Raw genomic sequence first — 22,169 nt, 5'->3', positions numbered from 1 at the left:
CGTCGTCGGCGTGCGCTCGGCTGCGCTAGCGTGGCGATCATGGAGCAACCTGCGGAGCCGCGCGCCCGGCGGCTCTTCGGCGGCAGCGCCCGGGCCCTCGGCGACCTGGCGGCGAGCCCGTTCCGCGCGGACCGGGACCGGATCGTCGGCTCGCCGTTCTTCGCCCGCCTCGGCGGGGTCACCCAGGTGATCAGCCCGGTCGGCAGCGGCCTGCTGGTGCACAACCGGCTCACCCACAGCCTCAAGGTCGCCCAGGTGGCCCGGGCGATCGCCGAGCGGCTCGCCGCGGACGGCGAGCACGGTGACCTGCTGGCGAAGCTCGGTGGCTGTGACCCGGACGTGGTGGAGGCGGCGGCGCTCGCGCACGACCTCGGCCACCCGCCGTTCGGGCACCTGGGGGAGCGGGTGCTGGACCGGCTGGCCCGGCACCGGCTGGGGCTGGCCGACGGCTTCGAGGGCAACGCCCAGTCGTACCGGATCGTCACCAGCACCGAGATCCGGGGCGCGGCGACCACCGGCCTGGACCTCACCGCGGCCGTCCGGGCGGCGATGCTGAAGTACCCGTGGACCCGGCTCGACCACCCCGACCCGCACCCCCGGCTGATGGACCCGCCGCCGCGCGGGGCCACCCCGCCGCCGGACGACCCGGCCAGCGGCTCCTCGAAGTTCGGCGCGTACCGCACCGAGGTGGACGACCTGCGCCAGGCGCGGGAGCCGTTCGTCGGCCGAATCGCGGACTGGCAGCAGACCGTCGAGGCGTCCGTGATGGACACCGCCGACGACATCGCGTACGCCATCCACGACGTGGAGGACTTCTACCGGGTGGGGGTGCTCCAGCAGGGCGCGGTGGCCGCCGAGCTGATGGCCTGGCAGCGCGAGAGCGGGCACTTCCGGGCCATCACCGACGCGGCGCTGGCCAGCGCGGCCCGCCGGCCCGGCGCGGCGATCGAACGACTGCGCCGGCAGCTGCACCACAAGGACGCCTGGGTGGCCGACGACGAGGCGTTCGCCGCCGCGGTCGAGCACGTCCGCGAGGAGCTGGTCGAGGGGCTGCTCGCGGTGCCGTTCGACGGCTCGATCGAGGCGGAGCAGTACGTGGCCCGCTTCTCCGCGCGGTGGACCACCCGGCTGGTCGACGCGATCACCGTGGTCGAGCAGCCCTCGGTGCGATCCGGGCACGTGCTGCTGGCCCCGGCGCAGTGGCACGAGGTGCAGGTGCTCAAGTTCGTCCACCACCGGTTCGTGCTGGCCCGTCCCGACCTGGCGCTGCACCAGCGCGGTCAGGCCCGGCTGCTGGGCACGCTGGTGGAGGCGCTGCTGGACTGGCTGCTCGACCCGGCGGAGGAGTCCCGGCTGCCGCGCAGGCTGCACGACCTGGTGGAGCTCGCCGAGGCGGAGCTGCATCCGCGTACCCCGGACCGGATCGGCAGGGCCCGGGGTCGGGCGATCGTCGACTTCGTCGCGCAGCTCACCGACAACCAGGCGGTCGCCATGCTGGACGCGCTCTCCGGCCGCTCCGGGGCGCTCTGGACCGACGCCTTCGTGCTCTGACCGGCGCCCGGGGACCGGCCGCCCGTCCCGACCCGCTCAGGCGACCGACTGCCACCAGCCGTCCACCGCCGGCGGGTCGTCCACCACCACCCGCTCGCCCGGCCGCGGTACGGCCAGCCGCACGTCGCGCGCCTTGGCCTCGGCCCAGAGCCGGTCCACCGGCTCGGCCCAGTCGTGCAGGGCCAGGTTGAAGGTGGCCCAGTGCACCGGGATCAGCAGCCCGCCCCGCAGGTCGAGGTGGGCGGTGACCGCCTCCTCCGGGAACATGTGGATGCTCGGCCAGGCCCGGTCGTACGCGCCGATCTGCATCAGGGTCACGTCGAACGGCCCGTACTCCGCGCCGATCTCGCCATAGCCGTCGAAGTAGCCGGAATCGCCGGTGTAGAAGACCCGGCGCCGCGCCCCGGCGACCACCCAGGAGCTCCAGAGCGTGCCGTCGCGGCGCAGCCCTCGCCCGGAGAAGTGCTGGGCCGCGGTGGCGGTGACCTCCAGCCCGCCCACCCGGTGGGTCTCCGACCAGTCCAGTTCGACGATCCGGTCCGCCGGGACGCCCCACCGGTCGAGGTGGGCGCCGACCCCGAGCGGCACCAGGAACGGCGCGGACTGGCTCGTCGACAGCGCCCGCACCGTCGCCATGTCCAGGTGGTCGTAGTGGTCGTGGGAGATCAGGATCGCGTCGACGCGCGGCAGCTCGTCGAGGCGTACCGGCGGCTCGTGCAGCCGGCGGGGGCCCACCAGGGCCGACGGCGAGCACCGTTCGCTCCACACCGGGTCGAGCAGCACCCGCCGGCCCTCGATCTCGATCAGCGCGGAGGCGTGGCCGTACCAGACGATGTTCAGCTCCCGCTCGGTGCCGGAGCCCGGCGTGTCGGCGGGCCGCAGCAGCGGCACCGCCGAGCGGGGCCGCCGCTGCTGCTTGCCGAAGACCAGCTCCCAGAGCAGGTTCCGGCCGGGATCGGCGACCATCGTCCGGGTGCTCGCCCGGTTGTGGAAGGTGCCGTCGCGGAACTGCGGCGAGCGGGCCGCCCGCTCCGCCCGGGCACCGGTCAGCCGGCCGCCGAGCGCCGCCGGCACGTCCCGGGCGATCCAGGCCAGCCCGGCCAGCGCGGCCAGCCCCACGCTGCCGCCCAGCCGGCGCCCCCACGCCCGGTCGAGTTCCGATCGCCCCGCTGGTCGCCGCATCGTCGTCCCCTCCGCCGTCTCCCGCCCTACACGGTAGCCACCGCGGCACCGCCGTGGCCGGGCGAATCCGACGGCCACGGCGGGCGCGGCGCGGGCCGCTCAGCCGCCGTTGCTCGGCCGCTGGGCCGCCAGCCGGTGGGTGACACCGGCGCCGGTGAGCCCGCCCGTCAGGTCCAGGATCCGCCGGCCCAGCCGGGCCCGGGCCGCCACCGCGGGGTGGGTGGCGCCGAAGTTGTCAGGGTCGGCCTGCCCGTCGGCGAAGAGCGCGTACGTCACCAGGGGCGCCCCGGCGGCGTCGAAGATCACGCCGGCCTCGTGCCGGGCGTCGGCGAACCAGCCGGCCTTGGTGGCGATCCGGGCCCGCTCGGCCGACGAGGTGGTGCGCCGAATCCCGTCGTTGAACGCGATGGGGGAGCGCAGCAGGTTGAGCAGGAACGCGGTGCCGGCCGGCGACAGCAGGGTGCCGGCCACCAGCGCCCGCAGCAGGTCGTGCGTCTCGCGGGGCGTGCTGGTGCCGAGGAAGAACCGGTTCGGGTTGGCCACCGGCTGCACCTGGGTCTTCGGGAAGCCCTTGGCCACCAGGATGCTGTTCAGCTCGGCGGCCGGGCAGACCAGGCCGCAGAGGCGTACCGCGGTGTCGTCGGAGACGGTCAGCAGGGCCGCGAGGGCGTGGCCGAGGGTGACCGAGCTGGGGTACGCGTTGTCGAGGCTGAAGATCCCGTCACCGCCGGGCACCACGATCGCGGCGGTCACGTCCACCCGCTGGTCCAGCGTGAGCAGCCCCCGGTCGACCTTGTCCAGCACCGCCACCGCGACGGCGATCTTGTTGACGCTGTACGCCTCGAGCACCTGGTCGGGCGAGTCGACCACGGCCACCAGCGGCCCGTCGGCGGTGGCCAGGCTGAGGTACGCCTGCCAGTTGCCACCGGCGAGCGTCGTCTCCCGCAGGTAGGCCGCCGCCACCAGCGGCACCACCAGGTCGGGCCGGGTGGCGGCGCGGGAGGACAGGTCGGTGACCGCCCGGCCCGGGCCGGGGTCAGCGGCGGCGGGCACGGCGCCTCCCAGCACGGTGCCGGCGGTGGCCACCGTGCCGATGCCCAGTGCGGTCCTGCGGTTCACCCTGATCGCCAATCGTCTCTCCCGTCGGGTCCGGATCGTCTCCTCCGGCCACCCTAGGCGAAGAGATCGACGCCGGTGATCCCGGCGGGCCGCTCACGGCAGCCGTCGCCGCAGCGCCGAGCCGACCGCTCCGGGCAGGCCGCCGACGGCGCGGGCCAGGTGCCCGAGGTCGGGCAGCCAGCCGCCGCGCACCGCGGTACCGGACGGGTCGGGGGCGAACACCACCCCGTCGTGCGGCGGGATCCGGCGGTCGGTCAGCGCGGCCAGCCGCATCAGCGGTCCGACCAGGACGTCGTAGAGGCCGGGCAGCACGGTGAAGCCGACCCGCATCACCGTGTTGGCCTTGCCCACGGAGACCTCCCGGCGGGGCCGCTCGGCGCAGTCCAGGATGGCCCGGGCGACCCGCTCCGGGGTGGTGACCGGCAGCGGCGGGCGGCCGAGGCGGCCCAGGTGGTTGGCGGCCCGCTGGTAGACCGGGGTGTCCACACTGCCCGGATTGACCAGGCAGACCGCGACGCCCGGAGCCTCCCGGGCCTCCTGCTGCAGCACCCGGGTCAGCCCCTGCAACCCCCACTTGCTGGCCACGTAGCCGCTCAGGTAGGGGGCGGTGATGTGCCCGAGGACCGAACCGGTGAGGATCAGCGTGCCACCACCGGCGGCCCGGAAGCGCGTGAGCGCCACCCGGGCCACCGCCGCGGCGGCGAGCAGGTCGGTGCGCACCACCTGCTCGAAGACCCGCTCGGGGGTCTCCTCGAACCGCCCGTACGCCATCACCGCCGCGGTGTGCACCCAGACGTCGAGGCGGCCGAACCGGTCCAGCGCGGCGTCCGCGAGCGCGCCGACCGCGCCGGGCGCCGTGACGTCGGTCGGCACGTCCAGCGCCTGCGCGCCGGCGGCCGCGCACTCGGCGCGTACCTCGGCCAGGGTGGCGGCGGAGCGGGCGGCGAGCACCAGGCGGTCCCCGCGCCCGGCGAAGGCCCGGGCCGCCGCCCGACCGATCCCGCTGGTGGCCCCGGTGACCACCACCACCCGGCTCACGGTTCGAGCACGACCTTGACGCAGCCGTCCGTCTTCCGCTGGAACATCTCGTACGCCTGCGGCGCCCGGGCCAGCGGCACCCGGTGGGTCCGCAGGTCCGCCACGCCCAGCGGGTCGTCGTCGCCGGTGAGCAGCGGCATGATCTCGTCCACCCAGCGGCGTACGTGGCACTGCCCCATCCGCAACTGCACGCCCCGGTCGAACAACTCCATCAGCGGCAGTGGGTCGACCTCGCCGCCGTACACCCCGGAGACGGAGACGGTGCCGCCGCGGCGGACCGCCTTGAGCGCGGCCTTGAGCACGACCAGCCGGTCGACGCCGACCTTGTCGGTCATCGTCCGGGCGAGTTTGTCCGGCAGCAGCCCGGCGGCCGTCTGGGCGAGCTTGCCGACCGGCGCGCCGTGCGCCTCCATGCCGACCGCGTCGATCACCGCGTCCGGGCCGCGCCCGTCGACCAGGTCGATGAGCGTGCCCGGCACGTCGTCCAGCGCGCTGACGTCGAGCACCTCGACGCCGTGCCGGCGGGCCATCTCCAGCCGCTCCGGCACCAGGTCCAGCCCGATCACCCGGTCGGCGCCGAGGTGCCGCCCGATCCGGGCGCAGAACTGCCCCACCGGGCCCAGCCCGAAGACGGCGAGGGTGCCGCCGGGCGGGGTGTCGGCGTACTTCACGGCCTGCCAGGCGGTGGGGAGGATGTCGGAGAGGTAGAGCCAGCGTTCGTCGGGGCCGGTCTCCGGCACCTTGATCGGGCCGAACTCGGCCTGCGGCACCCGCAGGTACTCGGCCTGTCCGCCGGGCACCGAGCCGTAGAGCGAGGTGTAGCCGAACAGCGCGGCGCCCTTGCCCTCGGCGGTGACCTGGGTGGTCTCGCAGTGCGCGTAGAGCTGCCGGTCGCACATCCAGCAGGAGCCGCAGGCGATGTTGAACGGCACCACCACCCGGTCGCCCGGCTTGAGCCGGGTCACCCCGGGCCCGACCTCCTCGACGATGCCCATCGGCTCGTGGCCGAGCACGTCACCGGGCTTCAGGTACGGCCCGAGAACCTCGTAGAGGTGCAGGTCGGAGCCGCAGATGGCGGTGGAGGTGATCCGGACGACCGCGTCCGTGGGCTCCTCGATCCGCGGGTCGGGCACCTCCTCGACCCGTACGTCCCGTTTGCCCTGCCAGGTCAGTGCCTTCATGCCGCGCCCCTTCCACCGCCCGTCCCGGTCCTGCTACCCGCGCACGGGCGGTTGAACCGGCGGGCGTCCGCCCGGGCGGCGGCGCGCCCCGGGTTGCCGGCGGGACCCGCGAGGCGGAAACGGACGGGCCGCCACACCCCGGACCCGGGGTGTGGCGGCCCGCCGTCGGCGTCCGCGGCCCGGTCAGGAGCCGGGGGCGTTGTCGCCCCGCTTGGTGGTGGCCTTCAGGTAGTCCCGGTTCAGCCGGCCGATGGTGTTCAGCGGGATGCCCTTCGGGCAGACCACGGTGCACTCGCCGGCGTTGGTGCAGCCGCCGAAGCCGGCCTCGTCGTGCGCGTCGACCATGCCGATCACCCGGGTGTACCGCTCGGGCTGGCCCTGCGGCAGCAGCGATAGCTGGGTGACCTTGGCCGCGGTGAAGAGCATGCCGGAGCCGTTCGGGCAGGCCGCCACGCAGGCGCCGCAGCCGATGCAGGCCGCCGACTCGAACGCGGCGTCGGCATTGGCCTTGGCCACCGGCACCGAGTGCGCCTCGGGCGCGCTGCCGGTCGGCGCGGTGATGTACCCGCCGGCTGCGATGATCTTGTCGAACGCGTTCCGGTCGACGACCAGGTCCTTGACGACCGGGAAGGCCCGGGCCCGCCACGGCTCGATGTCGATCGTGTCGCCGTCGGAGAACTGCCGCATGTGCAGCTGGCAGGCGGTGGTGCCGCGCTGCGGCCCGTGCGCGTTGCCGTTGATCATCATGCCGCACATGCCGCAGATGCCCTCGCGGCAGTCGTGGTCGAACGCCACCGGGTCCTCGCCCGCGAGGATCAGGCGTTCGTTGAGCACGTCGAGCATCTCCAGGAACGACATGTCCGGGGAGACGTCGTCGACCTGGTAGGTCACCATCCGACCCTTGTCCTCAGGGCCCTTCTGGCGCCAGATGCGCAGGGTCAGGTTCACTTGTAGCTCCGCTGCGTGGGGTGGACGTATTCGAACTTCAGGTCTTCCTTGTGCAGCACGGCGGGCTCGCCGGTGGCGGTGAACTCCCAGGCCGCGACGTACGAGAAGCGTTCGTCGTCGCGCTGGGCCTCACCGTCGGAGGTCTGGTGCTCGGCCCGGAAGTGGCCGCCGCAGGACTCCTCCCGGTGCAGCGCGTCGATGCACATGAGCTCGGCCAGCTCGAAGAAGTCGGCCACCCGGCCGGCCTTCTCCAGCGACTGGTTGAGCCCCTCGCCGTCGCCGAGCACCCGGACCCGCTGCCAGAACTGCTCGCGCAGCGCCCGGATCTCGGCGATCGCCTTGCGCAGCCCGGCGTCACTGCGCTCCATGCCGCAGTGCTCCCACATGATCTGGCCCAGCTCGCGGTGGAACGAGTCCACCGTCCGGTCGCCGTTGACCGCCAGCAGCCGCTGGATCCGGTCCTCGACGTCGCGGCGCGCCTCGACCGCCGCCGGGTGGCTGGCGTCGACCTTCTCGAACGGGCCGGCGGCCAGGTAGTTGGCGATGGTGTTCGGCAGCACGAAGTAGCCGTCCGCGAGGCCCTGCATCAGCGCCGAGGCGCCGAGCCGGTTCGCGCCGTGGTCGGAGAAGTTCGCCTCGCCGATCACGAACAGGCCGGGGATGGTCGACTGGAGGTCGTAGTCGACCCAGAGGCCGCCCATCGTGTAGTGCACGGCGGGGTAGATCCGCATCGGCACCTCGTACGGGTCCTCGCCGGTGATCCGCTCGTACATCTCGAAGAGGTTGCCGTACTTGGCCTCGATCGCCTTGCGGCCGAGCCGCTCGATGGCGTCGGCGAAGTCCAGGTAGACGCCGAGCCCGCCCGGGCCGACGCCGCGACCCTGGTCGCAGACGGCCTTGGCGGCGCGGGAGGCGATGTCCCGGGGCACCAGGTTGCCGAAGGAGGGGTAGATCCGCTCCAGGTAGTAGTCCCGCTCGTCCTCTCCGATGTCCTTCGGGCTGCGGTTGTCGCCCTTGGCCTTCGGCACCCAGACCCGGCCGTCGTTGCGCAGCGACTCGCTCATCAGGGTCAGCTTCGACTGGTGGTCGCCGGAGACCGGGATGCAGGTCGGGTGGATCTGGGTGTAGCAGGGGTTGGCGAAGTACGCGCCCTTGCGGTGCGCCCGCCAGGTGGCGGTGACGTTGCAGCCCTTGGCGTTGGTGGAGAGGTAGAAGACGTTGCCGTAGCCGCCGGAGGCGAGCACCACCGCGTCCGCGAACTCGCATGTGATCTCGCCGGTGACCAGGTCCCGGACCACGATGCCCCGGGCCTTGCCGTCGACCACGATCAGCTCCAGCATCTCGTGCCGGGCGTTCATCTCCACGTTGCCCAGGCCGATCTGGCGCTCCAGCGCCTGGTACGCGCCGAGCAGCAGCTGCTGGCCCGTCTGGCCCCGGGCGTAGAAGGTGCGCTGCACCTGGGCGCCGCCGAAGGACCGGGTGTCCAGCAGGCCGCCGTACTCGCGGGCGAACGGGACGCCCTGGGCCACGCACTGGTCGATGATGTTGACCGAGACCTCCGCCAGCCGGTGCACGTTCGACTCCCGGGAGCGGAAGTCGCCGCCCTTGACGGTGTCGTAGAAGAGCCGGTGGACCGAGTCGCCGTCGTTGCGGTAGTTCTTGGCAGCGTTGATGCCGCCCTGGGCGGCGATGGAGTGGGCCCGGCGCGGGCTGTCCTGGTAGCAGTAGGACTTGACCCGGTAGCCCTGCTCGGCCAGGGTGGCCGCGGCCGAGCCGCCGGCCAGGCCGGTGCCGACCACGATCACCGTCATCTTCCGGCGGTTGGCCGGGTTGACCAGCTTCGCCTCGAAGCGGCGGCGTTCCCAGCGGGTCTCGATCGGGCCGTCGGGAGCCTTGGTGTCGGCGATCGGGTCGCCCTCGGTGTAGAGATCCATGTCAGGACACCAATCCGGTGAGTACGGCGAACGGGACCACCAGGAAGCCGGCGCAGAGGGCGACCGCGAACACCAGCGCGGCGGTGCGCGCCCGGCGCTCACCCTTCGGGGTCTGCTGCCCCAGGCTGCGGAACGCGCTGAACGCGCCGTGCCGCAGGTGGAAGCCGAGGGCGACGATCGCCAGGGTGTAGAAGAGCGTGACGTACCAGCGCCCCGGCGCGAAGTCGGCGACGACGTTGGCGTACGGCTTGGTCGGGTCGCCGACCGGGTTGAGGTGGCCTGTGGTCAGGTCCAGCAGGTGGTAGATCACGAAGAGCAGAATGATCACTCCGCCCCAGCGCATGGTGCGGGCGGCGTAGCTGCCCTGGACCTTCGCGCGGTGCGCGTACCGGACCGGGCGGGCGGCGCGGGAGCGTCGGGCCAGCACCGTGGCGGCGGCGATGTGCCCCAGGACCGCGACGGTCAGCACGCCGCGCTGGATCCAGAGGAACCAGACGCCCGGCAGCAGCGGCTTGCCGATGTCGCGCAGCCAGTGCGCGTAGTGGTCGAACGAGGTCTCCCCCGTGAACACCTTCAGGTTGCCGAGCATGTGCAGGATCAGGAACAGCACCAGGATGATGCCCGTCACCGCCATGACGGCCTTGAGGCCGACGTTGGAACGGATGGGCGACCGCGTTCTCGTGACTACCACCCGATCGACGCTAGGAGCAGTTTGATCAGTCGTCCAATGCATCGAACTCGCAGTCTTGATAGCCGTAAACTATGTAGATGCAGCTCCATCAGCTCAAGTACTTCGTGGCGGTCGCAGAAGTACGACATTTCACCCAAGCCGCCGACATCGTCGGCATAACCCAGCCGTCGCTCAGTAAGCAAATTCACGCCCTGGAGACCGACCTCGGGGCCCCGCTCTTCGAACGGGTAAGGGGCAACATCGCCCTCACCACGGCGGGCGAGGTGCTGCTGCCGTTGGCCAAGCGGATCCTCGCCGACGTCGACACCGCCACCCGCGAGGTGCAGGAGCTGGTCGGCCTGCGCCGGGGTCGGGTGCGCCTCGGCGCCACCCCGAGCCTGGCCACCTCGCTCGCCCCGCCGGTGCTGCGCCGCTTCCGCGACGCGCACCCCACCGTCGACCTGCGGGTGGAGGAGGGTGGCTCGCAGGACCTGGTCCGCGACCTGCTCCGCGGCGACCTCGACCTGGCGCTGATCATCATGCCGGCGCAGGGCACCGATCCGGGCCTGCGCGCCGATCCGATCCTGCGGGAGAGCCTGGTGCTGGCCTCGGTGGAGGAGTTGCCGGCCGCGGCGCGGACCGGCCGGCTGCGGATCACCGACCTGCGCGACCAGCCGATGGTGATGTTCCGCGAGGGCTACGACCTGCGCGACGCCACCCTGCAGGCGTGCCGGGAGGCGGGCTTCGAGCCGACCGTCGCGGTCGACGGTGGCGAGATGGACGCCGTGCTCAGCTTCGTCGAGGCCGGGCTGGGCGTCGCGCTGGTGCCCGGCATCGTGGTCGCCCGCCGGCCGGGCGTGCGGATCACCCGGCTCGCGCCGCCGGGGGTGACCCGGACCATCGCGGTGGCCCGCCGCCGGGACGTGGTGCCCACCCACGCCGGCCGGGAGCTGCGCCGGATCCTGCTCGACTACGTGCAGACCGCGATCGACCAGGACGACCTGCCGCCCGGGGTGGAGCCGCGCTAGCGCCCCTCGGCCTCGTCCATCGCCCGGTAGATCCGCTGCTCCGACACCGGGTACGGGGTGCCCAGCGCCTGCGCGAAGACGTTCACCCGCAACTCCTCGATCATCCAGCGGATCTGCCGTACCGCCGCCGAGTTCCGCTTCGTCGGCGGGAGGGCGGCGAGCATCTCCTGGTACTCCTTCTGCACCACCGCGATCCGGTCCTGCTGCTGCTTGTCGCGCTGCGGGTTGCCCGGCAGCCGGTCCAGCCGCCGCTCGATCGCGGTGAGGTAGCGCAGCAGGTCGGGCAGCCGGCCGTACCCGGTCTCGGTGACGAAGCCGGCGTGCAGCAGCCCGGTGAGCTGGGCCCGGATGTCGGCCAGCGCCGCCACCACGGCCAGGTTCTGGGTCCGGCCCAGCCGCTGCTCCACCGCGTACCCGGCGGCGAGCACCCGGCGTACCCGGTCCATCACCTCGACCACGGTGTCCACCAGGTCGGCGCGGACCTTCTCGCGCAGCGCGGCGAACCCCTCGGCGTCCCAGGCCGGGCCGCCGGCGTCGGCGACCAGCTTGTCGATCGCCGCCCCGGCGGCGTCGGAGATGAGCTGCTGCACGCCGCCGTGCGGGTTGCGGCTCAGCGCCAGCTTCGCCTCGTTGCTCAGCCGCCCCTGGAGGAACTTGGCCGGGGACGGCACGGTCAGCCGCAGCAGCCGCCGGGTGCCCGCCCAGTGCGCGGCCTCCTGCTCGGCCGGCGAGTCGAACACCTTCACCCCGGCCGTGGCGCCCTCGTCGACCAGCGCCGGGTACGCGGTCACCGCGTACCCGGCGCGCACCTGCTCGATGGTGCGCGGCAGGGTGCCGATGCTCCACTCGCGCAGCCCGGTGCGGGCCACGTCCGGCGCGGCGGCGGCCACCACCTGGCGGACCTCCGCCTTGAGCTGGCGTTGCAGGGCCGGCAGGTCCTTGCCCTCGGCGACCGGCCGGTTCTCCTCGTCGAGCACCCGGAAGCGGACCCGCAGGTGCGGCGGGAGCTTGTCCGGGTCCCACGCGTCCCGGGGCACGGTCACCCCGGTCATCCGGCGCAGCTGCCGGGTCAGCGCGTCGAGCAGCGGCTCCTCGCCGGCCGGCATCGCCGCCAGCGCCGCGCGGGCGAAGTCGGGCACCGGGACGAAGTTGCGGCGCACCGCCTTGGGCAGCGAGCGGATCAGCGCGACGACCAGTTCCTCGCGCAGCCCGGGGACCTGCCAGTCGAAGCTCTCCGCCGGCACCTGGTTGAGCAGCGGCAGCGGGATGTCCACGGTCACCCCGTCGGTCGGGGTGCCCGGCTCGAACCGGTAGGTCAGCGGCAGGCTCACCCCGTCGGCGGACCACTCGTCGGGATAGTCGGCCTCGTCCACCCCGCCCCGGCCGGCGTTGACCAGCAGCGCGCGGGTGAAGGTGAGCAGGTCCGGCCGCTCCCGCCGGGTCTTCTTCCACCAGGTGTCGAAGTGCCGCCCGGAGACCACGTCGGCCGGGATCCGCTCGTCGTAGAAGTGGAAGATCGTTTCGTCGTCGACCAGGATGTCCCGCCGCCGGGCCCGGTGCTCCAGCTCCTCGATCTCGGTCAGCAGCCGCTGGTTGTCGCGCCAGAACTGGTGGTGGGTGGACCAGTCGCCCTCGACCAGCGCGTGCCGGATGAACAGCTCGCGGCTCAGCGCCGGGTCGATCCGCCCGAAGTTGACCTTGCGGGAGGTGACCAGCGGGACGCCGTAGAGGGTCACCTTCTCGTAGGCCATCACCGCGGCCTGCTTCTTCTCCCAGTGCGGCTCGCTGTAGCTGCGCTTGACCAGGTGCTGGGCGAGCGGCTCGACCCACTCCGGCTCGATCCGGCCGGCCACCCGGCCCCAGAGCCGGGAGGTCTCCACCAGCTCGGCGGCCATCACCCAGCGCGGCGGCTTGCGGAACAGCGCCGAACCGGGGAAGAGCGCGAACTTCGCCCCCCGGGCGCCCAGGTACTCGTTCTTCTGGGCGTCCTTCAGCCCGACGTGGGAGAGCAGGCCGGCCAGCAGCGACTGGTGCACCTTCGGGGTGTCGATCTCCTCCGGCAGGTCCGCGCCGGCACCGCGCCGCCCGCCGCCGTCGGGCGTGGCCTCCGCGCCGCCGCGCCGGCCCCGCCGCCCGTCGCCGGCCTCGGGCGTACGTCCCACCTGGCGCAGCTGGCTGACGATGTCCTGCCACTCGCGGACCCGCAGGTAGTTGAGGAACTCGGCCTTGCACATCCGGCGGAACGCGCCGGAGGAGAGGGCGCGCTGCTGCTCGCGCAGGTGCCGCCAGAGGTTGAGCAGCGACACGAAGTCCGACTCCCGGTCGGTGAACCGGGCGTGCGCCTGGTCGGCCTGGGCCTGCCGGTCGGCCGGCCGCTCCCGCGGGTCCTGGATCGACAGCGCGGCGGCGATCACCATCACCTCGGTGGCGCAGCCGTTGCGCTCGCCCTCGAGCACCATCCGGGCCAGCCGCGGGTCGACCGGGAGCTGGGCCAGCCGCCGGCCCAGCGGGGTGAGCCGCTTCGCCGGGTCGGTCTCGGTGACGTCCAGCGCGCCCAGCTCGTGCAGCAGGTTGACGCCGTCGGTGATGTTGCGCCGGTCCGGCGGGTCGATGAACGGGAAGGCGGCGATGTCGCCCAGCCCGATCGCGGTCATCTGGAGGATGACCGAGGCCAGGTTGGTGCGCAGGATCTCCGGGTCGGTGAACTCCGGCCGGGAGAGGAAGCCCTGCTCGTCGTAGAGGCGGATGCAGATGCCGTCCGAGGTGCGGCCGCAGCGACCCTTGCGCTGGTTGGCCGACGCCTGGGAGATCGGCTCGATCGGCAGCCGCTGCACCTTGAGCCGGCTGCTGTAGCGGGAGATCCGGGCGGTGCCCGGGTCCACCACGTACTTGATGCCGGGCACGGTCAGCGAGGTCTCCGCCACGTTGGTGGCCAGCACCACCCGGCGGCCGGCGTGCGGGGCGAAGACCCGGTGCTGCTCGGCGGTGGAGAGCCGGGCGTACAGCGGCAGGATCTCCGTGCCGCGCAGCGCCGGCTTCTTCTCCACCAGCCTGCCCAGCGCGTCCGCGGTGTCCCGGATCTCGCGCTCCCCGCTGAGGAAGACCAGGACGTCCCCGGGCCCCTCGGCGGCCAGCTCCTCGACGGCGTCGCCGATCGCCTGGATCTGGTCCCGGACGTTCTCCTCGTCCTCCCCGTCGTCCTCGGCCTCGGCGACCTCGACCAGCGGCCGGTAGCGGACCTCCACCGGGTAGGTCCGCCCGGAGACCTCCACCACCGGCGCCGGTACGCCCGCCGGCTCGTCCGCGGTCGCCGGCCCGGCGAAGTGCCGGGCGAAGCGCTCGGTCTCGATGGTCGCCGAGGTGATGATCACCTTCAGGTCGGGACGGCGCGGCAGCAGCTGCCTCAGGTAGCCGAGGATGAAGTCGATGTTGAGGCTGCGCTCGTGCGCCTCGTCGATGATCAGCGTGTCGTACTGGCGCAGCATCCGGTCGGTCTGCAGCTCGGCGAGCAGGATGCCGTCGGTCATCAGCTTGACCAGGCTGCGGTCGCTCACCTGGTCGGTGAAGCGCACCTTGTAGCCGACCACGTCGCCCAGCTCGGTGCCGAGCTCCTCGGCGATCCGGTCCGCCACCGTCCGGGCGGCCAGCCGGCGCGGCTGGGTGTGCCCGATCAGCCCGTGCACGCCGCGCCCCAGCTCCAGGCAGATCTTCGGCAGCTGGGTGGTCTTGCCCGACCCGGTCTCGCCGGCCACGATCACCACCTGGTGGTCGCGGATCGCGGCGGCGATGTCGTCCTTGCGCTCGCTGACCGGCAGCCCGGCCGGATAGGTGATCACCGGCACCGCGGCCCGGCGCGACTCCAGCCGCAGCTCCGCCGCCGTCACGTCGGTGGCGATCTCGGCGAGCGCCGCCTCCCGGCGCTGCGGGTCCCGCAGCTTGCGCGCGCCGTCCAGCCGCCGCTGGAGGCGGCGCTGGTCACGGAACATCAGGGGATTCAGGCGGCGGTGCAGCTCGCGAACGTCGGTCGCGGCGGGTGCGGCTGGATTCTGCATGTCGTGGCCAAGGATAGGCAGCCCGGCGCGGGACCGCCCCTGGGTTACGGCGGCGCCGCCGGCGGGCCGCCGGGTTTAGAGTTGACCGCCGATCGACGCGGGGGGACCGGATGACGATGCGCGACACCGACCGGGCGCTGGTGCAGGCCGCCACGGCGGTGGCCAAGCTGCGCTGCCGCAGCGAGAACCACACCGTGGCCGCCGCCGCCCGCTCCGCCGACGGCCGGGTCTTCACCGGCGTGAACGTCTACCACTTCACCGGCGGCCCGTGCGCCGAGGTGGTGGCGATCGGCGCGGCGGCCACCCAGGGCGTGACCGAGCTGGAGACCATCGTCGCGGTGGGCGACCGGGGCCGCGGGGTGATCCCGCCGTGCGGGCGCTGCCGGCAGGTGCTGCGGGACTACTTCCCGCGGCTCCGGGTGATCGTGGGGCCGGCGGACGCGCTGCGGGTGGTGCCGATCGGCGAGCTGCTGCCGGAGACGTACGTCTGGGCCGACCACCAGCTCGACGGGGCGGTCGAGGCGGTGCCGCCGCCGCGCGCCGGCGACTGACCGCCCGGAGCCCGGCCGGCGACCGCCGGTGCCGGCCCGCGCGACGCTCAGTCGCCGGCGGCGGCCTCCAGCATCGACCGGGGCACCGGCACGCTCTCGAACCGCAGGTTGCCCTCCGGCACCATCCAGCTCATCACCTGTACGGCCAGCCGCCCGGCCCGCACCGCCGGGTCGTTGTGATACAGCTCGCGGGCCTCCCCGGGGCTGACCGAGAGGACGACGAAACCGCGCAGCCGGTCGTCGTCGGCGTCCACGAACGGCCCGGCGGCGAGGACGAGCCCCTGCTCCACCAGCCCCGCCTGGTGGGCCAGGTGCGCGTCCTGCAACCGGTCGGCCGCCTCCAGCGGCAGGTCCGGGGCGTCCGGCGGGCGGACCAGGAGCACGACCGTGTGCTGGTCGAATCGCATGCCCACACCCTAGGGCGGAGCGGGCCGTCCGCGCCCCGAACCGGCGCTGTCCGCCCTGCTCGGCGGGGGTCGGATCGACGGCCGCGAGTTAGGTCCGGCTAAGTCGGTCGGCTAAGGTAAGGCGAACCTAAGCGTGAACGTGCAGGAGATCCGTGACCACCCTCGCCACCCGACCGGCACCGGCCGGCAGCCGGACCGGCGGTCGTGGCGGCCGCCGGGTGGCGGTCACCGTCGCCGCCGCGCTGGCGCTGCTGCTCGCCGTGCTGGCCAGCTTCGCGCTGGGCAGCCGGCCGCTCGCGGTCGACCAGGTCTGGCACGCGCTGGTCGCCCCGGACGGCGGCGAGGCCAGCACCATCGTCCGGGAACTGCGCATGCCGCGTACCGCCCTGGGCCTCGCCGTCGGGCTCGCGCTGGCCGTCGCCGGGGTGCTCTTCCAGGCCCTCACTCGCAACCCGCTGGCCGAGCCGCGGATCCTCGGCATCAGCGCCGGCGCCTCGACCGGCGTGGTGCTGGCCATCTCCGTCTTCGGCGTCGGCACCCTCGCCGGGTACGTCTGGTTCGGCATCGGCGGCGCGCTGCTGGCCGGACTGCTGGTCTTCGCGGTCGCCAGCCGCGCCCGCGAGGGCGCCAGCCCGGTCACCCTCGCGCTGGTCGGCGCGGCCCTCGACGCCAGTCTCGCCTCCGTGGTGTACGCGCTGCTCAGCATCGACGCCCGCACCTTCGAGGAGTACCGGTTCTGGGTGGTCGGCGGGCTGACCGGCCGCGACCTCACGGTGGCCGTCCAGGTGCTGCCGTTCGTGCTCGCCGGGCTCGCGCTGGCCGCCCTGGTCGCCCGCGGCCTCGACGCGCTCGCCCTCGGCGACGACGTCGCCCGGGGGCTCGGGCACCGGATCGGGCTGGTCCGCCTCGGCGGCGGCGCCGCCGCGGTGCTGCTCACCGGGGCGGCGGTCGCCGCCGCCGGGCCGATCGCGTTCGTCGGGCTCGCCGTGCCGCACCTGGCCCGTGCCCTGGTCGGCGCCGACCACCGCTGGACCCTCGCGGTCTCCGCGCTGCTCGGGCCGGCCCTGCTGCTCGGCGCCGACGTGGTCGGCCGGCTCGTCGCCCCGCCCGGGGAGGTGCCGGCCGGCATCATCACCGCGCTGATCGGCGCCCCGCTGCTGGCCTTCCTGGTCCGCCGCGCCAAGGTGGTGACGGCGTGACCGCCCCGGCCCGCCCCGCCACCCCCGGCCCGGCCGCCGCCGCGCCGGCCGACCGCGCCCGCTCCGGCGTCGCCGCCCTGCCGGGGCGCTCGCTGCTGCAGGTCGGCCCGGTCAGCATGCAGGTACGCCGCCGCTCGGTGCTGGTCGCCGCCACGCTGGTCGTGCTGCTGCTCGCCGCCGGGGTGCTCAGCCTCTCCCTCGGCACCCCGTACGTCGCCCCGGCCGACGTGCTGCGCGCGCTCTCCGGCGCCGGCACCCCGTACGACCTGGTGGTCTTCGAACTGCGGCTGCCCCGGCTGGTGCTGGCCGCGGTGGCCGGCGCGGCGTTCGGCATCGCCGGCACCCTGATCCAGAGCGTGGCCCGCAACCCGCTGGCCAGCCCCGACGTCATCGGCATCACCCAGGGCGCCGGCCTGGCCGCCACGGTGGCGCTGACCACCGGCGCCGCCGCGGTGCTGGTGGCGCCCGCCGCACTGGCCGGCGGGCTGGCCGCCGCGCTGCTGCTGCTCGTCCTCGGCGCCCGGCACGGACTGGCCGCGCAGCGGTTCGTGCTCGCCGGGGTGGCGGTCGCCTTCGCGCTGCGGGCGCTCACCGAGGTGGTCATGCTCACCGCCGACCCGATCGACGGCCTGCGGGCGCAGATCTGGCTGATCGGCACGCTCGCCGGCAAGGGCTGGACGGAGACCGTCTGGATCGCGCTCACCCTGCTGGCGCTGCTGCCGGTGCTGGCCTGGGCCGGTTGGGCGTTGAACAGCTCCGCCCTGGACGACGACACCGCCCGGGGGATCGGGTTGCGCCCGGTGGCCCGCCGGATCGGGCTCGCCGTCACCGGCGTGTTCGCCGCCGCGATGGTCACCGCCCAGGTCGGCGCGGTCGACTTCGTCGCCCTGGTCGCCCCGCAACTCGCCCGGCGGCTGGTCCGCGCCGAACGCCCGCCGCTGGTCTGCGCCGCGCTGCTCGGCGCGCTGCTGCTGGTGCTGGCCGACCTGGCCGGCCGGCGGCTGTTCGCCCCCACCCAGCTGCCCGCCGGCGTGCTCACCGCCGCCATCGGCGGGCCGTACCTGATGTTCCTGCTGCTCCGCGGCCGCCGGCGGTCGTCGTGACGCCCGCCGTCCCCGGCCGTCGCGACCCGGCCCGTGCCGACGCCGCCGTTCGCCGACCCCTCGAAGGAGGCGCGATGCTCTCCACCCGCGACCTGGTCGCCGGCTACGACGAGCGGACCGTGCTGGACGGGCTGGACCTGGAACTGCCCGCCGACGCGTTCACGGTCATCGTCGGCCCGAACGCCTGCGGCAAGTCCACCCTGCTGCGCACCCTGGCCCGGCTGCTCACCCCCCGGCGCGGCGCGGTGCTGCTCGACGGCACGGCCATCCGGGAGCTGCCCACCCGCGAGGTCGCCCGCCGGCTCGCCGTGCTGCCGCAGAGCCCGCTGGTGCCCGAGGGCGTCACGGTCGCCGACCTGGTCGGCCGCGGCCGGCAGCCGTACCAGCGCTGGTGGCGGCAGTGGTCGGAACAGGACGGCGCCGCGGTGGACCGGGCGATGGCCCTCGCCGACGTCGCCGGGCTGGCCGACCGGCCGGTGGACACCCTCTCCGGCGGCCAGCGGCAGCGGGTGTGGATCGCGATGACGCTCGCCCAGGACACCGAGGCGCTGCTGCTCGACGAGCCGACCACCTTCCTCGACCTGGCCCACCAGGTGGAGGTGCTGGACCTGCTGCACCGGCTGCGCGTCGAGCGGGGCCGCACCGTGGTGGCCGTGCTGCACGACCTCAACCAGGCCGCCCGGTACGCCGACCACCTGATCGCGATGAAGGCCGGCGCCGTGGTGGCCGCCGGGCCACCGCGGCAGATCCTCACCGCGGACCTGGTCCGCGACGTCTTCGGGCTCGACTGCGTGGTCGTGCCCTGCCCGGTGACCGGGGCGCCGCTGGTGGTGCCCGCGCTGACCAGCCCGACCCTGGCCACCCTCTCCGGTGCCGCGCCGTCCGGCGCCGCGCCAACCGTCGGCGGGAACGCTCTCGCCGGCTCGTACCCTTCGGAAGGAATCTGATGCGTCGTCTCGTCGCCGCCCTCGCCGCGGCCGCCCTCCTCGGCGTCGGGCTCACCGCCTGCGGTGAGAGCGACCCGGTCGCCGGCACCGCCACCGGGGAGACCCGGGAGATCACCCACGCCATGGGCACCACCAAGGTGCCGGCCGAGCCGAAGCGCGTCGTCGTGCTCGACACCGACAAGATCGACACGGCGCTCTCCCTCGGCGTCACGCCGGTCGGTGCCGCCACCGCCGGCGAGGCGAAGAGCTGGCCGACCTACTTCGGTGAGGAGAAGCTCGCCGGCATCAAGGAGGTCGGGGTGCTCACCGAGCCCGACCTGGAGGCGATCAACGCGCTGAACCCGGACCTGATCCTGGGCAGCAAGTTCCGCCAGGAGAAGTTCTACGACGAGCTGGCCGCCATCGCGCCGACCGTCTTCACGGAGAAGGTCGGCATCACCTGGAAGGAGAACTTCCTCCTCGACGGCAAGGCGCTCGGCAAGGAGCAGCAGGCCAAGGATCTGCTGGCCGCGTACGAGACGCGGGCCAAGGAGTTCGGCGCCAAGCTCGGCGACGCCGCCACCCGCAAGATCTCCATCGTCCGCTTCGTCCCGGGCAACATCCGGGTCTACGGCCCGGACTCCTTCTCCGGCATCGTCATCGGCGACACCGGGCTGGGCCGCCCCGAGCGGCAGCAGCTGGCGAACAAGGAGGACAAGCGGTTCGACCTGGTCAGCCCCGAGCGGGTCAGCGAGGTCGACGGTGACGTCATCTTCGTGACGGCGTACGGCGAGAAGGCCGCCGCCGAGCAGGCCAAGGTCACCGCGGGCAGCCTCTGGAAGGGCCTGTCGGCGGTCAAGGCCGGCAAGACGTACGTGGTCTCCGACGAGATCTGGATGACCGGCATCGGCGTCGGCGCCGCCAACAAGATCCTCGACGACCTCCAGAAGCACCTCGCCGCCTGACCCACCCCGGCTGTCCAAGATCCGCGCAACTTCACCGAAGATGCTGCCTCACACCGTGTCGAGGCAGCACTTCCCCTGAAGTTGCGCGGATCTTGGCGTTTCAGCGGGCGCGGGTGCGGAGAGCGTGGCGGAGTTCGGTCAGGAAGCCGTCGAAATCGTCGCGGAATCGCTTGGAGGTCACGTGCAGCACGATCCAGTCCTCTCCGAGGAGGCGGTTGAGGCGACGCCGGTCGCGGTGGAACTGCTCCGGATCGTCATGCCAGAGGCCGTCGTACTCGACCGCGACCCGGAACTCCGGCCAGGCGAGGTCGAGCCGTGCGACGAACCGGCCGTCCCGCTCGACCACGAACTGGGTGACCGGCCTCGGTAGGCCCGCCAACACCAGCCGGACCCGCAGTCGCGATTCCTGGACCGACTCGGCCCCGGCGTCGGTCAGTTCCGCCACCCGGAGCGCGCGCTTCCAGCCCCGCGTACCGAGGCGGCCCCGCGCCTGGTCGCGCAACTGGTCGACCCGTACCAACCGCTGCCCGGCGAACCCGTCCACGAGCGCCACGGCCTCCTCGACCGTGAGCCACTGCGCCAGATCCCAGCAGGTGCGCAAGGGTGTGGTCACCGGAATCCCGGCACGAAGCTGTACGTCGGCGTCGGGTGCCACCTCCGCGGTGTGCACAGCGAGGCCGGCGACGGGCCCGAAACGCTGTCCAACGGGCACCAGCACGTCGAGTGGCTGGGTGGTGGCCACCGATCCGATCCCGTAGAGGGCTGCCGCACTCCGTCCGGCGATCACGGCACCCGGTGGCAACACCCATCGCGCCGCTGCCCGGCAGCGTGTCCGGTGGGAAATCGCCAGCCGGGCGTCGGCGTAGACGTCCCGGAACAGCGGCCGCCACGCCCTGCTGCGCAGTTCGGATCGGGTCAGCAGCCCCCGGGCCACCACGTCGGAGCCCCGGAAGACACGTCCTTGCAGATGGCTCGGGCGTCGCGGCGGAACGGGCATGCTGCCACCCTGGCCCACGCCTGTGCCGTCGCGCAGACCCTGTGGATAACCCTGCTGCCGCACGCCGACGGCAAGATCCGCGCAACCTCCCCGACGATGCCGCCTCCCCGGTGTGGCGGAGGTCGCAGTTGACGGGCGGTTGCGCGGATCTTGGTCGTCGGGGGAGGGGTGGGGTCAGGCGGCGGTGGACCAGATGGCGCGGAAGGCGGCGGCTTCGCCGGCCAGCCAGCGTTCGACCTGGTCGGGCTTGGTGCCGTCGGGCATCCGGTGGGCCTGGCCGCGCCGTACGTCGACCAGGACCGGCTCGGCGTGCGGGAGGATCTGGTCCATGTGTCGGGCCATCAGGTGCAGGGTGGCGAGCACGGCTTCCTCGCTCGGCGGGGTCTCGTCGAAGTGCAGCCGGACGGCCTCGGCCCGGCCGTCGGCGTGCCGTACGCCGAAGTGAGGGTTGATCTTGACGGGCAGGTCGCCGAGCATGGCGAGCGCGTCGCGGGTCTGGGCCAGGTCGACGGCGGTGGGCTCGCCCAGCGAGTGCAGCCAGGCGGTGGCGCCGGGCACCAGTGCCTGGTAGAGCGGGCGCCAGCGGGGCTTGACCGTGTCGACCACCTGGTCGAGGTGGGTGCCGCCGGTGTGGAAGGCGATGTCGGCCTTGAGTGCCTTGACGAACTGGCCGTGCGGGTTGAACCCGGAACGGCTGGCCCGTTGCTTGCGCAGGCCGCCGACGAAGGTGGCCTTGGTCGGGCCGGTGCGGTCGACGTAGCGGGTGAAGCCGAGGAGCGTGGCGTAGGGCGTGAGGGGGGCGGAGGCGGGCGCAGTCACGGTCGTCCTCCCAGGTCAGGAACTCGATTAGTACACACATTCTAATCGACGGGTCTGACATCGCCCAGGGAAAGTTGGCCGCCGCCGGCCGGTCACCTCGCGGTGGCCGGAGCCACCGGAGCCGGTCGTTCGCCGTGCCGGTGCTCACCCCCGGCGTTGGGTGCGGGAGAGCTGGCGGGCCAGGTGCAGGGCGAGCAGGGTGAGCCAGAGCAGCCCGATGATGACGGTGCCGCGCTGGTACAGCCCGGCGAGGTCGACCAGGCCGGTGGTCTGACTGAAGCCGGCGCTGGCGAGGACGTCTCCGGCCAGGAAGGCGAGGCCGGTGAGGGCGGAATAGACCGCCCACCCGCGCTCGCCCCGCCCGGTGAATCTCCGGGTGAAGACGAAGCAGGCGGCCGCCAGCGCCGGGAACGCGAACAGGGTGTCAAGCCCCGGGTTTGATGGAGAGTTGGTTAGCTGGTTTTCAGGGGTGCGGTGACCGGGTGGGTCATCGCGTGTA

19 protein-coding genes are annotated in these 22,169 nt (G+C 73.6%); 7 read left to right on the top strand and 12 right to left on the bottom strand.

All coding sequences use genetic code 11. The annotated features are described in order from the left end of the window. The first annotated feature begins 39 nt into the window (after positions 1 to 39). Positions 40 to 1,551 (top strand): deoxyguanosinetriphosphate triphosphohydrolase family protein, encoded by a 1,512-nt coding sequence (locus tag AC1WTP_RS25110; protein ID WP_481651729.1) that lies wholly within the window; start codon positions 40 to 42, stop codon positions 1,549 to 1,551. A gap of 36 nt (positions 1,552 to 1,587) precedes the next feature. Here AC1WTP_RS25110 and AC1WTP_RS25105 read toward each other — a convergent pair whose 3' ends face one another. The 7 genes from AC1WTP_RS25105 to AC1WTP_RS25075 all read right to left on the bottom strand — a co-directional run bounded on the left by AC1WTP_RS25105 (position 1,588) and on the right by AC1WTP_RS25075 (position 9,686). Next, positions 1,588 to 2,733, bottom strand: coding sequence for an MBL fold metallo-hydrolase (locus tag AC1WTP_RS25105; RefSeq protein WP_481651728.1), 1,146 nt, complete (start codon positions 2,731 to 2,733; stop codon positions 1,588 to 1,590). 99 nt (positions 2,734 to 2,832) lie between these two features. Further along, on the bottom strand, positions 2,833 to 3,852 hold the full coding sequence (locus AC1WTP_RS25100; protein ID WP_481651727.1) for a serine hydrolase: 1,020 nt from the start codon (positions 3,850 to 3,852) through the stop codon (positions 2,833 to 2,835). A 93-nt stretch (positions 3,853 to 3,945) separates the two neighbouring features. Then, positions 3,946 to 4,890 (bottom strand): SDR family NAD(P)-dependent oxidoreductase, encoded by a 945-nt coding sequence (locus AC1WTP_RS25095; RefSeq protein WP_481651726.1) that lies wholly within the window; start codon positions 4,888 to 4,890, stop codon positions 3,946 to 3,948. After that, positions 4,887 to 6,071, bottom strand: a complete 1,185-nt coding sequence (locus tag AC1WTP_RS25090; RefSeq protein ID WP_481651725.1) for a zinc-dependent alcohol dehydrogenase — start codon at positions 6,069 to 6,071, stop codon at positions 4,887 to 4,889. Before AC1WTP_RS25090 ends, AC1WTP_RS25095 begins: the two co-directional genes overlap by 4 nt. Positions 6,072 to 6,254: 183 nt before the next feature. Next, a complete protein-coding gene (locus AC1WTP_RS25085; RefSeq protein ID WP_481651724.1) occupies positions 6,255 to 7,019 on the bottom strand; it encodes a succinate dehydrogenase/fumarate reductase iron-sulfur subunit in 765 nt (254 codons plus the stop codon). Further along, complete coding sequence (locus tag AC1WTP_RS25080; RefSeq protein ID WP_481651723.1) at positions 7,016 to 8,953, bottom strand: fumarate reductase/succinate dehydrogenase flavoprotein subunit; 1,938 nt, start codon at positions 8,951 to 8,953, stop codon at positions 7,016 to 7,018. The genes AC1WTP_RS25085 and AC1WTP_RS25080 overlap by 4 nt, the downstream gene beginning before the upstream one ends. Before the next feature lies 1 nt (position 8,954). Continuing rightward, on the bottom strand, positions 8,955 to 9,686 hold the full coding sequence (locus AC1WTP_RS25075) for a succinate dehydrogenase cytochrome b subunit (protein WP_481651722.1): 732 nt from the start codon (positions 9,684 to 9,686) through the stop codon (positions 8,955 to 8,957). Positions 9,687 to 9,721: 35 nt separating this feature from the next. Here AC1WTP_RS25075 and AC1WTP_RS25070 point away from each other — a divergent pair, with 35 nt between their 5' ends. Further along, on the top strand, positions 9,722 to 10,651 hold the full coding sequence (locus AC1WTP_RS25070; RefSeq protein WP_481651721.1) for a LysR family transcriptional regulator: 930 nt from the start codon (positions 9,722 to 9,724) through the stop codon (positions 10,649 to 10,651). Here the strand turns inward: AC1WTP_RS25070 and hrpA are convergent. Next, entirely contained in the window at positions 10,648 to 14,703 is a 4,056-nt protein-coding gene (gene hrpA, locus AC1WTP_RS25065; RefSeq protein ID WP_481651720.1) for an ATP-dependent RNA helicase HrpA, read from the bottom strand. The two genes, AC1WTP_RS25070 and hrpA, sit on opposite strands and share 4 nt — an antisense overlap. A 110-nt stretch (positions 14,704 to 14,813) precedes the next feature. Between hrpA and AC1WTP_RS25060 the strand changes: the two genes are divergently transcribed. Beyond that, a complete protein-coding gene (locus tag AC1WTP_RS25060; protein WP_481651719.1) occupies positions 14,814 to 15,254 on the top strand; it encodes a cytidine deaminase family protein in 441 nt (146 codons plus the stop codon). A gap of 47 nt (positions 15,255 to 15,301) precedes the next feature. On the opposite strand, the gene AC1WTP_RS25055 is transcribed toward AC1WTP_RS25060, so the two are convergent. After that, the gene (locus AC1WTP_RS25055) at positions 15,302 to 15,661 is read right to left on the bottom strand and encodes a YciI family protein (protein ID WP_481651718.1); all 360 of its coding nucleotides are present in this window, start codon (positions 15,659 to 15,661) and stop codon (positions 15,302 to 15,304) included. Positions 15,662 to 15,813: 152 nt separating this feature from the next. Here AC1WTP_RS25055 and AC1WTP_RS25050 point away from each other — a divergent pair, with 152 nt between their 5' ends. The 4 genes from AC1WTP_RS25050 to AC1WTP_RS25035 all read left to right on the top strand — a co-directional run bounded on the left by AC1WTP_RS25050 (position 15,814) and on the right by AC1WTP_RS25035 (position 19,854). Beyond that, on the top strand, positions 15,814 to 16,860 hold the full coding sequence (locus AC1WTP_RS25050) for a FecCD family ABC transporter permease (RefSeq protein WP_481651717.1): 1,047 nt from the start codon (positions 15,814 to 15,816) through the stop codon (positions 16,858 to 16,860). After that, positions 16,857 to 17,963, top strand: coding sequence for a FecCD family ABC transporter permease (locus AC1WTP_RS25045; protein WP_481651716.1), 1,107 nt, complete (start codon positions 16,857 to 16,859; stop codon positions 17,961 to 17,963). Before AC1WTP_RS25050 ends, AC1WTP_RS25045 begins: the two co-directional genes overlap by 4 nt. 74 nt (positions 17,964 to 18,037) lie before the next feature. Continuing rightward, positions 18,038 to 18,910, top strand: a complete 873-nt coding sequence (locus AC1WTP_RS25040; RefSeq protein ID WP_481651715.1) for an ABC transporter ATP-binding protein — start codon at positions 18,038 to 18,040, stop codon at positions 18,908 to 18,910. Continuing rightward, on the top strand, positions 18,910 to 19,854 hold the full coding sequence (locus AC1WTP_RS25035; RefSeq protein ID WP_481651714.1) for an ABC transporter substrate-binding protein: 945 nt from the start codon (positions 18,910 to 18,912) through the stop codon (positions 19,852 to 19,854). Before AC1WTP_RS25040 ends, AC1WTP_RS25035 begins: the two co-directional genes overlap by 1 nt. A 100-nt stretch (positions 19,855 to 19,954) precedes the next feature. Here AC1WTP_RS25035 and AC1WTP_RS25030 read toward each other — a convergent pair whose 3' ends face one another. The 3 genes from AC1WTP_RS25030 to AC1WTP_RS25020 all read right to left on the bottom strand — a co-directional run. Then, entirely contained in the window at positions 19,955 to 20,851 is an 897-nt protein-coding gene (locus tag AC1WTP_RS25030; RefSeq protein WP_481651713.1) for a hypothetical protein, read from the bottom strand. Between the two features lie 174 nt (positions 20,852 to 21,025). Further along, positions 21,026 to 21,670: a hypothetical protein gene (locus AC1WTP_RS25025; RefSeq protein ID WP_481651712.1), complete on the bottom strand. Its 645-nt coding sequence runs from the start codon at positions 21,668 to 21,670 to the stop codon at positions 21,026 to 21,028. A gap of 144 nt (positions 21,671 to 21,814) precedes the next feature. Then, positions 21,815 to 22,169, bottom strand: a 355-nt coding sequence (locus tag AC1WTP_RS25020) for a DUF998 domain-containing protein (protein ID WP_481651711.1), incomplete at its 5' end; no start/stop codon positions are given.

The sequence above is a fragment of the Micromonospora sp. R311 genome, from assembly GCF_056780015.1.
The sequence above is the reverse complement of the archived record's forward strand: the minus strand, read 5'-3'. Positions and strand labels throughout refer to the sequence as shown.